The following is a 14,027-nucleotide window of genomic DNA, read 5'->3' as shown; positions in this document are numbered from 1 at the left end:
CATCATATTAAGAGAATTATAAGCCAAACAGATGCGATCGCACAGCGCCTTAGCTTTGCTGAGAATGCAACCTTCCATGTGTTAATTCCAGTGAAAGTAATTGGGGAGGTAGAGATAAGTAATAATCTTGTTTATAATGATTAATGTACTGATTTGAGGGGCATTCAAAAGTTATCAATATTAAGATTATAGAGATTTTAATATTCCTAATTCCTAATTCCTAATTTAATTATTTAGCTTCTAATTTAGCTAGACGACTTTGTAAGTCTTTATTTTCCTCCTTAAGTTTGTCCATTTCTCTCTGCAAATCTTTTAAAGTTTTATCTTTGCTCAATTTGCTTCGTACCTGATTAATGGTTTCTTCAGCCCTCATTTTAACCCTTCCATCAGGGCTGGTATCCGCCAAAATTGTTAATAGATTGATAGCTCTACTGTCTTCTATTTGCCCTAAACCACTGATTAATGATATTTGAGTCAAAAAGAATGTATCCGCCATTAAATCCTCGAATTTTTCAAAGATACTTGTTAGTTTATCAGGTTTTTGCCCAGATGCGATCGCACCTAAGCAACGAATAGCAGTTAAGCGTAAGGGTTGAGGAATGCCTAATGCGGTATATTGAGCGATAATGTCGGCGGCTTTTTCATTGGTTTTGAGATGGGATAAGCCAGTGATTGCCGAGGAGCGAATAATCTCATTCCAACCGCTTTTTTCCGTTAAAATTTGTTCAAGGAGACTAATCACTTCTGACTGTTTCTCCTCAAGGCTTCCAGTGGTTAACTTGCTTAAGCCACTAATGGCAGAAGATTCCACATAGTAGCTTTCATCGCCGTTGATGACGATATTTTTTAACGCCTGATAACTGGCTTCGCTTTTATGGTGGGTTAATGCCTCAATAATCGCTTTTCTGACTTTGGGATGGGATTGGTTAAGATTAGCAATTAAAGCGGATTCTGCTTGATTTAGTTTGATTTTGCCTAATTGTTTGGCAATTTCTACCTTTAATCCCCAAAATACTTCTTTTTCTAACACCTCCCTTAAGGTTTTCACTGCTTCTAAATTCCCTTTCTTCCCAAGGGCGATCGCAGCGTAGATACGGGATATAATATCAGGATCATGATTTAATTGGGCTTTTAATTCACTGAAACCATAGTCTAATTTGACGGTTTTTAAGTGATAGTTACCCACATCAAAGGTGATAAAATCTGGTTTTTTTGTTAAGGGAAAATAGAAGCTATGTTCAGGTTGATTGAGTTTAAGAGAAAAGTTAACTATTTCTGGTGTTTCTCCTTCTTTAATATAACCAAAAGCAAGAGGAATTTTTAAGGTAAATAAGTCTTTAAATTTACCATCTTCTTCTTTAGCTTGAGTTTGCTTAATGGTTATACAGGCTAAATTAGCATCACTATCCCAACTATAATTTATTTTAAAATCAGGATGTCCTCCTCGAAAAACATATTGATCAAACAATGGGCTTAAATTATAACCAGTCGCTTTCTCAATCGCCCTCAATAAATCTACAGTTTCAACGGTTTTATGGGCATTATCATTGACAAAAGTATGGATAAATTTATCGAATAATTCTTCTCCTAAAATCCCCCTAATCATGTGATAAACACAAGCACCTTTTTCGTATAAGTGGCGATCGTACAATTCAATCGCTTCTCTGTAAACATTGGTAACAATAGGACGGCGATAACGGGAGGAATCTTCCTGTAAATAGTTTCTTGCTTCCCCTAAGAGGTAATAACTCCCCTCCTCCTTGCCATATTCGTGTTCAGTCCATAATACTTCTGCATAGGAAGCCGCCCCCTCTTTAATCCAAGCGTGACTCCAATGCTTGATTACGACTAAATCCCCAAACCATTGATGTGCCAATTCATGGGCAACCAAACTCTCGGTATTGCGGTTATCTAAAGAGGCTTTTTCGTCTAATAAACAACGATCTGTTAACAAAGTAGTAGATGTGTTCTCCATCCCTCCGAAGATAAAATCATCCACACACACTTGGGCATATTTAGAGTATGGGTAAGGATAGCCATATTTTTGACTGAAAAATTCAATCATTTGAGGAGTTTTCCCCATGCTAATTTTTCCCTCGGTTTCTTGCCCTTTTTCCACATAATAATTAACGGGGATGTCTTGCCATTTATCTTCTATTTCCGCAAATTTACCCACTGCAAGAGTCATTAAATAGGTAGGGTGAACTTGAGGTTGTAACCAATGATAGATTTTTTTATCGTCTTTTTCTTCTGTTTTAACTAACTCACCGTTGGATATAGCAATATAGTCTGATGGTACTTTAACAATTATTTCAGAAGTTGCCAATTGCCCCGGATAGTCGAAACAAGGAAACCAGTATCTCGAATCTTCATCTTCTCCTTGAGTCCAGACTTGAGAGGGTTTGTTAGGATAATGTTCATTAGGAGAGATAAAATATAAACCTCGTTGCGGTTTTTCTTTACTATATGAAATTTCTACTTTTATATCTTCATCTGTAGTTTGACGTAAGCAGTTGATGGTTAAAACTTCGCCATCGTAGTCAAAGGGTTGACTGATGTTATCGATTAAGACAGACTCAATGGTTAAATCCACTGCATCAAGGGTTAATTGGGTGATATTTTTGCGGATAGGAGTTAAAGTAATGGTACAAACTCCCGAAAAACTTTGATTAGGTATATCTAAATCCAAATCAAGGCAGATATGTTGAACTTGACCATAACGATCAGGATTATAATGGGGTTTGGCGCCGGGTAACTCAAAACTTTTTTTTTCCTCAGCATCAAAGTAATAGTTATTTTTTGTCATAGTGTAACGGGTAGAAATTACTAGAATAATTATAAACCTACTACCTGAAACCTGATACCTGTCTAAGTCAGATATTTCGGCTTCGAATAGAGGTTAATTAACTTAAGTGACTAATTCTAAATCCACTTTTACAGTATCTCTAATTTGCTCATTAATCCATTGCCCAAATAATTCATCTAATAATCGACGGCGTAAATTTTGATCTAATTGGGCACTAATATATTTCTCTAAACGCAAAATTACTATCCATTCCCCTATTCTGGTGGGGGGTAAAACTTGCCCTGGTTGTGCTGTTAGTAATTTCTGGGCTATTTCAGGATGGGGGACGTTTAATTCTACTGGCCCCACTAAACCTCCTGTTTGTGACTCTGTGCCTTGGGAATATTGTTTGGCTAACTGGGCAAAATCGCTTTCTCCCTCACAAAGACGAAAATACAATTCTTGAGCTTCTCCCGGATTTTTGGTTCTAATCAAAGAATAAAGAACTTTATCTAATTGATTCTTTCTTTTGAGATAATATGATTCTAACTGTTCTCCCCATGTTTGTTCTTTATATTTTTCCAGTCTAATAGGTCTTAAAATACGTTGTTGCAATTGCTCTCTAGTAAGATAATTTCTCTCTAACCATATATTTAGTTTTTCTGTATCTTGAGGATTCATCTGCATTTGCCAAAAAAATTGTTGCTCGGCAACCTTGATTTCTTCTTCACTACAAGGAATAGATGCGATCGCGCTATCAATAATAATTTCTCTGGCTAAAGGTGCAATCATCTGCTTCTCAGCCAATAGATGAAAAATATTCTCTGAATTAATTACTAAATCGCCAATTTTAACACTAGCACTCATAAATCTAATAATCTAACTATTTTTAATTTGATGTATTCTCCCATAAAGATACTATCTCAAAGGGCAAAATTGAAGAGTAAAACCATTATAAGAAAAAGAAAAAACCACCAACTTCAAATAATAAGAGCTTTAACTTCTAATCCAGAAATAGTAACTCTCCACCAAAATTTACTCCACAATTCAACACCAATTATAAAAAGACTAATCCTCAATGCCCAAAAGAGTTCTAAGTTACAAAAGGTAAATAAAAATTATTCATAATTAATAATATTGCTTATAATCAGTAAGTAAATTTTAATAATCCTATTTAAAACTGCAATTTTTTTAACAAACCATTAATAAACCATCATAGGCAACTGAATAATGTCTCGAATACTCGTAATTGACGATGATCCAGCGATCACTGAATTAGTCTCCATAAACTTAGAAATGGCAGGTTATACAACCGCCCAAGCTGAAGATGGCATAAAAGGACAAGCTCTCGCCTTACAAATGCAACCAGATTTAATTATGTTAGACCTCATGTTACCAAAAGTGGACGGTTTAACAGTCTGTCAAAGATTAAGACGAGACGAAAGAACAGCAAATATACCTGTTTTAATGTTAACTGCTTTAGGGCAAACTCAAGATAAAGTGGATGGTTTTAACGCTGGTGCAGATGATTACCTTACGAAACCTTTTGAAGTAGAAGAAATGTTGGCACGGGTAAAAGCCTTACTGAGAAGAAGTGAAAGAACCTCTCCTGTCGCTAAACACTCAGAAATTCTGAGTTATGGTCCTTTAACCTTAGTTCCAGAAAGATTTGAGGCTATTTGGTTCGAGAAGACAATTAAACTAACTCATTTAGAGTTTGAGTTATTACACTGCTTACTACAACGTCATGGGCAAACAGTTCCCCCCAGTGATATTCTTAAAGAGGTATGGGGTTACGATCCAGATGACGATATAGAAACTATCAGAGTACACGTTCGTCATTTACGCACTAAACTAGAACCAGATCCTCGTAAGCCTCGTTATATTAAAACTGTTTATGGTGCTGGTTATTGCTTAGAATTGAATACAGATAATTGAAGTTAAAGCATTAATTAGTTGTCAATCAAATCAAAGATAGGCGAGGTGTAAAAGACAAAAGGCAAGGGGCAGAGGAAAAACGAAGAATAATTAACCCCTCATTTTTAATTCTTGATACCTCTGTCCTAAATTTGATGATAGTGTCAAGTTATCCAGATATTTTAATTGTTTCCGTACCTATGAAAAAATATTTTTTGCTATCATTGATACAAAATTAACTTACAGTTTTTTTAACCTGAATACTTTTGAATAATTATTATTTATTTAATTCTTGGAAACACGATAATTATTATCCTTAAATACTAAATAATCAGAATCATATTTTACTGATTGTTTGAAATTTATCATAGTTTTTGTTGACTAAAAATAGTTTCGAGAAAAATTTGATTTCGCTAATGAAATATGTCTCGGATTTCTTGTTTCTTATTTAAAAATTAATGCTGAAGAAGAAAATAGTTATCAAGAATAGTTTAACATTGATTAATTACTCAGATATTTATTTGCCATACACAAAAGAAGTCTTATCCCCGAAACTGAAACAAAGGAGTATATTTGAATGAATTGTAGCCATATTGAATTTTGTACAGATAAAACAAAAATAGATTTAGTGCAATTACAAGATTTATATAAGGTGACGGCATTTTGGGCAAAAAATCGCTCTCTTAGCGACATTGAAATTGCAATTACTCATAGTAATCCAGTGGTTTCTGTTTGGGATAGGCAACGATTAATAGGTAGTGCAAGAGCGACTTCTGACGGTATTTATCGCGCTACGATTTGGGATGTGGTGATTCATCCTGACTATCAAGGGTTAGGTTTAGGCAGAAAGTTAGTGGAAACAATTATTAGTCATCCTTTATTAAACCGAGTTGAAAGAGTTTATTTAACCACTACTCACCAGCAGAAATTCTATCAAAAAATAGGTTTTCAGGAGAATTCCACAACAACAATGGTTTTATATAATCGCTATCCAACTCCTAATGAATTAGTTAAACAATCTCAGTCGGAAGAAATAACTGCCATTGTGTAGTTTCTGTTTCCTGAATTTGTTTAAGGGTTGAATATCCTCCAAGAATGTTTAAAACGTTTTCTGTTAACATCAATTTCATGCCATTGGATAGTTGAGGTAACTTATTAAGTTGTTTTAATTCTTCTATGGGGGATTTTAATAAATCAATATTCTCACTCATGTTAAAAGATTTACAAGGGAAGTTAATATTAATATTTACACCCTCATTATTTTTAGAAGCGCTTAGTAAAATTTCTCCCATTTCGCTGTAATCAATGATAATTTCTAATAGCAAAAAGATAATATTAATTAATTTTCCTCTATCCGTTTTCACAATTAAATCTTGACTATTTTCCGTCATTTCTAATTTTATTTTTAAATTTTTGTTCGCCGCTTCTAAGTAAATTAGAGAGTGAATATCTGATAACAATTCCGATAAATTAACTATTTCTATTTCTGGATTTATTCTTCCTATTTCTAGTTTTGAAACTTCAACAAATTGATCAATTATAGCCATTAATTTTTTTGCATATTGATAGGCTTCAACTATAAATTCTCTTTCTTCTTCTCTACTTTCACACAAATCATTAATAATTAACTGGTGTAATCCCATTAAACTACTAAGAGGCGATCGAATCTCATGGGCAATTCTTCCCATAAATCCTGCTTTTAAACGACTATTTTGTAGAGCTTCTTGATAAGCTATTTTTGTTTTGTTTAATTCTATTTTTAAATTATCGATGTCACTCATGATGAGATATTTATAAAAAATTTTTCAACACATTAAGTTATTGTAGAAGCACTTATCCTTTTTCCTATCACTTTGACTAATTAGACATTAAGGTAAAAATTGACAATTAACAATTGAGCATTAACAATAATTATTATTTGATAGTTTCATTCAACTATTGAAAATCTCACTCACATTTTTCTTGACAAATAAATATAAATATGTCTTTTCCCCCGACTTCTCCTAAGCCCTATAAAAGCCGTTTGTTGAACTTTGTTAATCGTAATTATATCAAGATTAACAGTCAAATTAATACAAAATTTCGAGAATGGGGTTATGTCATAAAAGGGGGATTACAAGACATCTTACTTCCTTTTGTCTGGTTGTGGCGGAAAACAAATATTAACCAAGTTTTTACGGGAGAAAAAAAATCAAACGCCAGTTTACCTTATAGTCGTTGTGATGAGTTAATTGTCACCGTGACGGAAAAAATGACTGTAGAAAAAGACTTTCCTCTATTACTAACTCATGAATTTCAAGGTTTAGCCAGTCAAATCAACAACAGAAAAATAGTTGCTATTGTGGGGAATAATAAATCAAACGATATTATTCCCATTCAAAAACAAGAAGAAATAGTTTCTTTGATTAAGATTATTGTACAAGAATACGAGCTTAAAAAATATTCTAATACTTTAATTATATGGATTGATAAATTCATTGCTCAAGTTGAGAGTGTTATTGTCAGAAAACAAGATGAGGAGGATAAAAATACATTAAATAATATTTCTGAAGAAATAACGAATCAACAAGAAAATCTTTCTCTAATTAATATTATTAAATCAGCAATAGACTATTTTTTTGGAAACAATAATGCTCACAATAGTTTAAATGGAAATACTGAAGCTGAAGTTAGTCAAATTCCACTTAATGACCAAGAAAAACCTTTATCATCTTTAAAGGGGAAAAAAGACACAAACTTACTATCTTTAAATGGAGAAAAAAAAGCTCCTTTAGCCAGTATAAATATTATTCCTCAAGCTAAGGATATTAGTAACAAAATTATTAATCTTATAATTAATCAATTAACAAGTATTAGTAATAGTATCAATATTAATTCAAGTAGAAACAATGATCCATTTCAGATAAAATTAATTATCTTAGCTGCGATCGAATATTTCTTTTCTAAAGATAAACAAATATCAAATCCGAGGATTAGCAGTGATAACAAAAATGACAACTTAAACATTCTAGCTGGATCAGATGTAATTATAATCAGAGAAGAAATGTCTCAACCTTGGTTATCTTGGGAAGATTTGTATGGAGATAATGACAGTTTATATATAGAAAATAACTTACAATTTATCCCTGATCAACATGAATCTTTCGAGATAAACCAACAAAATAAAATAGAAGATAGTGCCAAAAAAGATTCTGACAAATTTCTATCTTTAACTAACATTAGTGATAGTGATGTTGATAAAATACCAGCCACAAGCCAAGGAAAAACAAGTAACTTAATTAATCAAAACAGTTCAAATTATCAAACAAATCTCGATATAGAAAATAATGTAGAAATTGAAGCAAAAGTTATCGAAATTAAATATGAAAAACACTTTTTAGAAGTAATTTTAGAAAAACTAGATCAACTAATTCTATGGATAGAAGAAATAGTTATTAAAATTATCAAAAAATTTCGCCAGTAAATTAACTTAATCAACTTACTATTTAGTTGTCTAATAAATATCTCCTTGACAGTATATACAAGAAAATAATCATAAATTCCTAATTCCTATGAAAACTAAGAGACTAAAAAATTATCGTCTATTGAATTAATTATTAATCTCTGCAATGGTAAAATTAGCAGGAATATTCTCAACAGAATGATTGACAATTACCTCTAAAGAAGCTCTAGTTTTACTCGCTACTTGTACGGTTTTTAAATCATAACTTTCTGTTGCTAATTTAGGATAAAGTCCGATCGCAATTATGGGTACAATTAAACAAACGGTAATAAAAATTTCACGGGGTTTAGCATCAAGTTGAAAACCATCTAACTTTAAACCAGTATCATTTTTGCCGTAGAAAACAACCCTTAACATGGACAGTAGATAAATAGGAGTTAAAATTAAACCAACCCCTGCTAATATCGTTACCACAACTTTAAATATTGAGCTATAAGCATCACTTTGGGCAAAACCCAAAAACACACTCAATTCACTAACAAAACCACTCATCCCGGGCAAAGCTAAAGAAGCCATAGAAGCGGCCGTGAATAAAGCAAAAGTCTTAGGCATGGATTTTGCCATACCGCCCATTTCATCCATCATTAAAGTGTGAGTGCGCTCATAAGTCACCCCAGAGAGGAAAAATAACGCCGCCGCAATCAAACCATGAGATAACATTTGCAACATCGCCCCATTCATGCCTAAATCGGTAAAAGCGGCAATTCCTACTAACACAAAACCCATGTGAGAGATAGAAGAAGAAGCAAGACGACGTTTTAAATTAGTTTGAGCAAAAGCGGTAAAAGCACCATAAACAATGTTAATTACCCCTAAAATCACTAATAAAGGAGCGAATTTGATATGGGCATCGGGTAACATTTCTAAATTGAAACGAATTAAACCATAACCACCCATTTTTAATAATACCCCTGCCAAAATCATCGAAACAGGAGCAGATGCTTCGCTATGCGCATCGGGTAGCCATGTATGAAAAGGAAAAATAGGTAACTTCACACCAAAGGCGATTAAAAAGCCCACATAAGCTAATACTTCTAAGGTAATGGGATAATTTTTCATACCCAATTCCGCCATATTGAGAGTGAAATTATCTCCATAAAATGCCATTCCTAAACCAGCCACAAGGATAAAAATAGAAGCTAAGGCAGTGTAGAGAATGAATTTCGTAGCGGCGTAAAGACGTTTTTTCCCACCCCATATAGAAATTAAAATATAAACGGGAACTAACTCTAATTCCCACATAATAAAGAATAATAATAAATCTTGAGCGGCAAAAACACCGATTTGCGCACTATATAAAACTAATAATAAGAAGAAATATAATTTCGATTTTTTTTCCACTTGCCAAGAAGCCAGAATCGCAAGGGTAGAGATTAAACCAGATAAAACAATTAGGGGCATGGATAAACCATCAACCCCTAAACTCCAAGTTAAACCAATTTGCGGAAACCAACTATAGGATTCTTGTAGTTGAAAATTTGTGTCGTAGATAGAATAATTTTGCCAAAAACCGTAAATGATTAAACAAAAATTTGTTAAGGCAATAGTCAAACTATAATTTCTAATATTTTTTCCATACTTATCGGGAATGAAGGGAATTGCAAAAGCACCAATAAGAGGTAAGGCAATGATGGCTGTTAGCCAAGGAAATTCTGCACTAAACATGACAATAAGAATTTATACTTAGTGATATGACTTCCATTCTATTAAGTTTTGTAAAGAATGACAAGGAGTATATTCTTTTATTAATTGCCTTTGCCTACTGTCTCTTGCCTTTTGCCCTTTTCTTCATTGTTAATTACTAATTCAAATAACATTCTCTTTTATGACATTTCCAACATTTTCTGAATAGGTTGTAAGGCTTTTTGCTGAATGCTAGGGGGAATTTCAATACTAGGAGTACGATTTTTTAGAGCTAAATAAACTTTTTCTAAGGTATTTAATCTCATGTAAGGGCATTCGTTGCAATTACAGTTATTTTCTGGAGGGGCGGGAATAAAAGATTTATGGGGTGCATCTTTTTGCATTTGATGAATAATTCCGGGTTCGGTGGCTATAATAAATTCGGAGGAATTACTTTCCATGGCATATTTTAATAATGCCGTTGTTGAACCTATATAGTCTGCATGGCGTAAAACAGGAGTTTCACATTCAGGGTGAGCAAGGATAACGGCGTTTAATTCTTTTTTCAAAGATGCGTCGCACCAAACAAGTCTTGGGGGTAAATCCATTTTTATAGGATGTTTGACTTAACAAAACGATAAAATTTCATATCGAACTGAGGTGACTAAATTTTTACATTCATAATATTTCTTGCTAATTTCTTAACTAACTCACGTTTTTCACTGGGTATGGCAAAATAGTTAGTAGTTCTTCTAGGATATAAATGGGATTCAATAAATCCTTCTAAAGTTAGAGAATCTCCATTATGAGCTAATCGATTAGGAATGATTAACTGATAGTTAATATTCTCAAAAAATAGCCACATATCTTCTTTTGTGTAGCCAAGGTCATTTTTATTGGGACCACTTTCAAACATGATCAAAGGTTTATTCCTTGATATTAAGTTTACCGCCCCCCTCAACACCCCCAATTCAGCTCCTTCAGTATCTATTTTTATGACTCCAACTTTTTTATCTGAAGGAATTAAATTATCTAAAGTTTTTAACTGAACTTTTATTTCTTTTATTTCTTCTTGATTTCTGGGATCTTTTTTTCTTCCTAAAGAACTATAACCAGATTTTAGGGTATTAATATAAAAACAAACTTCTCCCTCACGATCTCCTACTGCACATTCATAAATTTCCACAGAGGGAAATGCTTTTCTTAATTTTATTACTTTTTCGGGAATTGCTTCAATGCCTATTATTTCTATTTGAGAATTGTAAGATTTAACTGCGGAAATAATTGAACCAATATGAGCACCTACATCGATAAAAACTTTATCTTTTTCACAAAGTTTAGTAAGAATTTTGGATGATATTTGATCATTAACTAATGTTGGTAAATTTTCTGGGTTTTTCCAAGAACATTCCCACAATTCGTAAAAATTTCTTATTTTTAATAGTTTTTCACCTAAAAAAGTGATTAATAATTTTTGTTTTAGTATTTCTGAATATATCATTATTTTATAAGTAAACCAAAAATTTCCTTGGATTATAACAAATTTAACAATAGACATCTTGCAGTAATTAGGGAAAAGAGAATCGAATTTTTATTCCCAGTATAAATACGTAACTACATAAAATGTATTTCTTCGCCTCTATACTACGAGTTGCAATTCAACATTCATATAGAAGCTCGATCGCACTCTTAAGTAGGTAGGCAAAATTAATTATGTATTTACTTCATGAAATACAAGAGGCAACAAAGATTATGGGTTATTTTCATTAATTTTAAAATATACAATCTATTTTGCTTTAGTACTTAATATTAAGACATAGCCAACATTCTCTGAATAGGTTGTAAGGCTTTTTGCTGAATGCTAGGGGGAATTTCAATACTAGGAGTACGATTTTTTAGAGCTAAATAAACTTTTTCTAAGGTATTTAATCTCATGTAAGGGCATTCGTTGCAATTACAGTTATTTTCTGGAGGGGCGGGAATAAAAGATTTATGGGGTGCATCTTTTTGCATTTGATGAATAATTCCGGGTTCGGTGGCTATAATGAATTCGGAGGAATTACTTTCCATGGCATATTTTAATAATGCCGTTGTTGAACCTATATAGTCTGCATGGCGTAAAACAGGAGTTTCACATTCAGGGTGAGCAAGAATTTCTGCTTGGGGATGTTCTATTTTTAGTTGAACAATTTTTTTCTCGGAAAAGGTTTCATGAACAATACAACTACCATCCCACAATACCATTTCTCTCCCTGTTTGTTCCATCACATAACGACCCAAATTGCGATCGGGTGCAAAGATTATTGGTTGTTCTGGGGGGATTTGTTGTACAATTTTAACGGCATTGGAACTGGTGCAAATAATATCACTTAAGGCTTTAATTTCGGCGGTACAGTTTATATAAGATATAACGATATGGTCTGGATGTTGTGCTTTGAATTGAGCAAATTTATCGGGGGGGCAACTGTCAGCTAAAGAACAACCGGCTTCTAAGTCTGGTAAAAGTACTAATTTATCGGGGTTAAGAATTTTTGCCGTCTCTGCCATGAAGTGGACTCCTGCAAATAAAATAACATCAGCAGAAGTTGAGGCGGCTTGTTGAGATAGCCCCAAAGAGTCTCCTATGTAGTCCGCTATATCTTGAATATCTCCTTCTTGGTAATAGTGAGCAAGGATAACGGCGTTTAATTCTTTTTTCAAAGATGCGATCGCACCAAACAAGTCTTGAGGCAAGTTTGAGTTCGGTAAAGTGGTAGCTGTAAACACGATGAATCCCTATCCCTTAAATTGATAAATTATAGATATTTAGTTATCTTCATTATAAGGTGCAATCGGTGCGGTACGCTTCCATTCGTGAATTCTACGACAAATATTAAACAACATTTACATCCAGTATGAATATTGATTTATTGATTGATTCAGCCCAAGAAAAACTATTACCTACCTTTGCAGAAATTGATCAACAGGTAAAACATCATTTAAACAAAATATTAACAGCATTTCGAGATCACCGAGTGGGAGTACATCATTTTTCCAGTGTAACCGGTTATGGTCACGATGATTTAGGTAGAGATGTATTAGACCAAATTTTTGCTCAAGTTTTTGAAGCTGAAAAAGCCGCCGTTAGAGTACAAATTGTTTCGGGAACTCATGCGATCGCATCTTGTCTCTATGGGGTATTACGTTCTAATGACGAAATGTTAGCAGTAGCAGGACATCCTTACGATACCTTAGAGGAGGTTATTGGAGTACGGGGCGAGGGACAAGGTACACTACAAGAATGGGGGGTAAAATATCGAGAATTAGCCTTAAGCGATGAGGGAGGCATTGATTGGGAAAGTTTAGCCACCGCCGTCAAACCAGAAACCAAGTTAGTCTTAATTCAACGCTCTTGTGGTTATTCTTGGCGACAAAGTCTTTCTATTGCCGATATTGCCAGAATTGTGGAGTTAGTAAAAAAACAAAATCCCGATACTGTCTGCTTTGTAGATAATTGCTATGGAGAATTTATCGAAAAAAGTGAACCCACCGCCGTAGGAGTTGATTTGATGGCAGGGTCATTAATTAAAAATCCAGGTGGTACAATCGTTACAGCAGGAGGATATGTAGCAGGAAAAGAAGACTTAGTAGAAAAAGCCTGTTGTCGTTTAACAGCCCCCGGTATTGGTAGCAGTGGAGGAGCAACATTTGAGCAAAATCGCCTTTTATTTCAAGGGTTTTTTCTCGCACCTCAGATGGTAGCCGAAGCAGTGAAAAGTAGTCACCTTATTGCCTATGTTTTCTCTGAATTAGGCTATGAAGTAAATCCTTTACCTTTTACTCCCCGTCGAGATATTATTCAAGCAGTTAAACTCGGTAGCCCTGATAAATTAGTGGCTTTTTGCCGTGCTATTCAAAAAAATTCCCCCATCGGTTCATATTTAGACCCTGTACCTGCACCTATGCCAGGATATGATACAAATTTGGTTATGGCAGGAGGTACTTTTATAGATGGTAGTACTTCTGAATTTTCTGCTGATGGTCCTTTACGTGAACCTTATATTGTTTTTTGTCAGGGCGGAACTCATTGGACTCACACTGCGATCGCACTTAAGTCAGCTTTAGAGGCATTCAGTGGCAATTAACAAGTCATTAAAGGGCAAAGGTGTTGAGGTGAATAGTGAATAATTAAAAACTCTGAAACCAGATCTTAAATCGACA

Annotated in this window: 10 protein-coding genes and 1 pseudogene; 4 read left to right on the top strand and 7 right to left on the bottom strand. The window is 33.8% G+C overall.

The genetic code is table 11. The features are described 5' to 3' along the window. Positions 1-229: 229 nt before the first annotated feature. Positions 230-2,806: a M1 family metallopeptidase gene (locus Dongsha4_RS15895; protein ID WP_330203277.1), complete on the bottom strand. Its 2,577-nt coding sequence runs from the start codon at positions 2,804-2,806 to the stop codon at positions 230-232. 102 nt (positions 2,807-2,908) lie between these two features. Beyond that, positions 2,909-3,652: a peptidylprolyl isomerase gene (locus Dongsha4_RS15890; protein WP_330203276.1), complete on the bottom strand. Its 744-nt coding sequence runs from the start codon at positions 3,650-3,652 to the stop codon at positions 2,909-2,911. Between the two features lie 363 nt (positions 3,653-4,015). Here Dongsha4_RS15890 and Dongsha4_RS15885 point away from each other — a divergent pair, with 363 nt between their 5' ends. Both Dongsha4_RS15885 and Dongsha4_RS15880 read left to right on the top strand, forming a co-directional pair. Continuing rightward, positions 4,016-4,723 (top strand): response regulator transcription factor, encoded by a 708-nt coding sequence (locus Dongsha4_RS15885; protein ID WP_015218600.1) that lies wholly within the window; start codon positions 4,016-4,018, stop codon positions 4,721-4,723. Positions 4,724-5,279: 556 nt separating this feature from the next. Beyond that, on the top strand, positions 5,280-5,753 hold the full coding sequence (locus tag Dongsha4_RS15880; RefSeq protein WP_099434659.1) for a GNAT family N-acetyltransferase: 474 nt from the start codon (positions 5,280-5,282) through the stop codon (positions 5,751-5,753). On the opposite strand, the gene Dongsha4_RS15875 is transcribed toward Dongsha4_RS15880, so the two are convergent. After that, entirely contained in the window at positions 5,713-6,483 is a 771-nt protein-coding gene (locus Dongsha4_RS15875; protein ID WP_330203275.1) for a sensor histidine kinase, read from the bottom strand. The genes Dongsha4_RS15880 and Dongsha4_RS15875 overlap by 41 nt on opposite strands. A gap of 200 nt (positions 6,484-6,683) precedes the next feature. Between Dongsha4_RS15875 and Dongsha4_RS15870 the strand changes: the two genes are divergently transcribed. Beyond that, positions 6,684-8,165, top strand: a complete 1,482-nt coding sequence (locus tag Dongsha4_RS15870; protein WP_330203274.1) for a hypothetical protein — start codon at positions 6,684-6,686, stop codon at positions 8,163-8,165. A 126-nt stretch (positions 8,166-8,291) separates the two neighbouring features. Here Dongsha4_RS15870 and Dongsha4_RS15865 read toward each other — a convergent pair whose 3' ends face one another. The 4 genes and pseudogenes from Dongsha4_RS15865 to nadA form a co-directional block, all read right to left on the bottom strand. After that, positions 8,292-9,869 carry an NAD(P)H-quinone oxidoreductase subunit 4 gene (locus Dongsha4_RS15865; protein WP_330203273.1) on the bottom strand — a complete coding sequence of 526 codons (1,578 nt, stop codon included), beginning with the start codon at positions 9,867-9,869 and terminating at the stop codon, positions 8,292-8,294. Between the two features lie 158 nt (positions 9,870-10,027). Continuing rightward, positions 10,028-10,381 (bottom strand): annotated as a pseudogene (locus tag Dongsha4_RS15860) (quinolinate synthase NadA); the annotation flags it as partial. A gap of 110 nt (positions 10,382-10,491) precedes the next feature. Beyond that, entirely contained in the window at positions 10,492-11,328 is an 837-nt protein-coding gene (locus Dongsha4_RS15855; protein WP_330203272.1) for an FkbM family methyltransferase, read from the bottom strand. 308 nt (positions 11,329-11,636) lie between these two features. Further along, entirely contained in the window at positions 11,637-12,593 is a 957-nt protein-coding gene (nadA, locus tag Dongsha4_RS15850) for a quinolinate synthase NadA (protein WP_330203271.1), read from the bottom strand. A gap of 128 nt (positions 12,594-12,721) precedes the next feature. Between nadA and Dongsha4_RS15845 the strand changes: the two genes are divergently transcribed. Further along, a complete protein-coding gene (locus Dongsha4_RS15845; protein ID WP_330203270.1) occupies positions 12,722-13,951 on the top strand; it encodes a methionine gamma-lyase family protein in 1,230 nt (409 codons plus the stop codon). Positions 13,952-14,027 lie beyond the last annotated feature (76 nt).

It is taken from the genome of Cyanobacterium sp. Dongsha4 (assembly GCF_036345015.1).
GTDB lineage: Bacteria > Cyanobacteriota > Cyanobacteriia > Cyanobacteriales > Cyanobacteriaceae > PCC-10605.
This window is presented reverse-complemented; position numbering and strand designations above follow the sequence as displayed.

Bases quoted from the DNA above. Each gene is read 5' to 3' on its own strand.
- Dongsha4_RS15880 (WP_099434659.1), top strand. From the start codon at position 5,280: ATGAATTGTAGCCATATTGAATTTTGTACAGATAAAACAAAAATAGAT.
- Dongsha4_RS15845 (WP_330203270.1), top strand. From the start codon at position 12,722: ATGAATATTGATTTATTGATTGATTCAGCCCAAGAAAAACTATTACCT.
- Dongsha4_RS15885 (WP_015218600.1), top strand. From the start codon at position 4,016: ATGTCTCGAATACTCGTAATTGACGATGATCCAGCGATCACTGAATTA.
- Dongsha4_RS15875 (WP_330203275.1), bottom strand. From the start codon at position 6,483: ATGAGTGACATCGATAATTTAAAAATAGAATTAAACAAAACAAAAATA.
- Dongsha4_RS15890 (WP_330203276.1), bottom strand. From the start codon at position 3,652: ATGAGTGCTAGTGTTAAAATTGGCGATTTAGTAATTAATTCAGAGAAT.
- Dongsha4_RS15870 (WP_330203274.1), top strand. From the start codon at position 6,684: ATGTCTTTTCCCCCGACTTCTCCTAAGCCCTATAAAAGCCGTTTGTTG.
- Dongsha4_RS15895 (WP_330203277.1), bottom strand. From the start codon at position 2,806: ATGACAAAAAATAACTATTACTTTGATGCTGAGGAAAAAAAAAGTTTT.
- Dongsha4_RS15865 (WP_330203273.1), bottom strand. From the start codon at position 9,869: ATGTTTAGTGCAGAATTTCCTTGGCTAACAGCCATCATTGCCTTACCT.
- Dongsha4_RS15855 (WP_330203272.1), bottom strand. From the start codon at position 11,328: ATGATATATTCAGAAATACTAAAACAAAAATTATTAATCACTTTTTTA.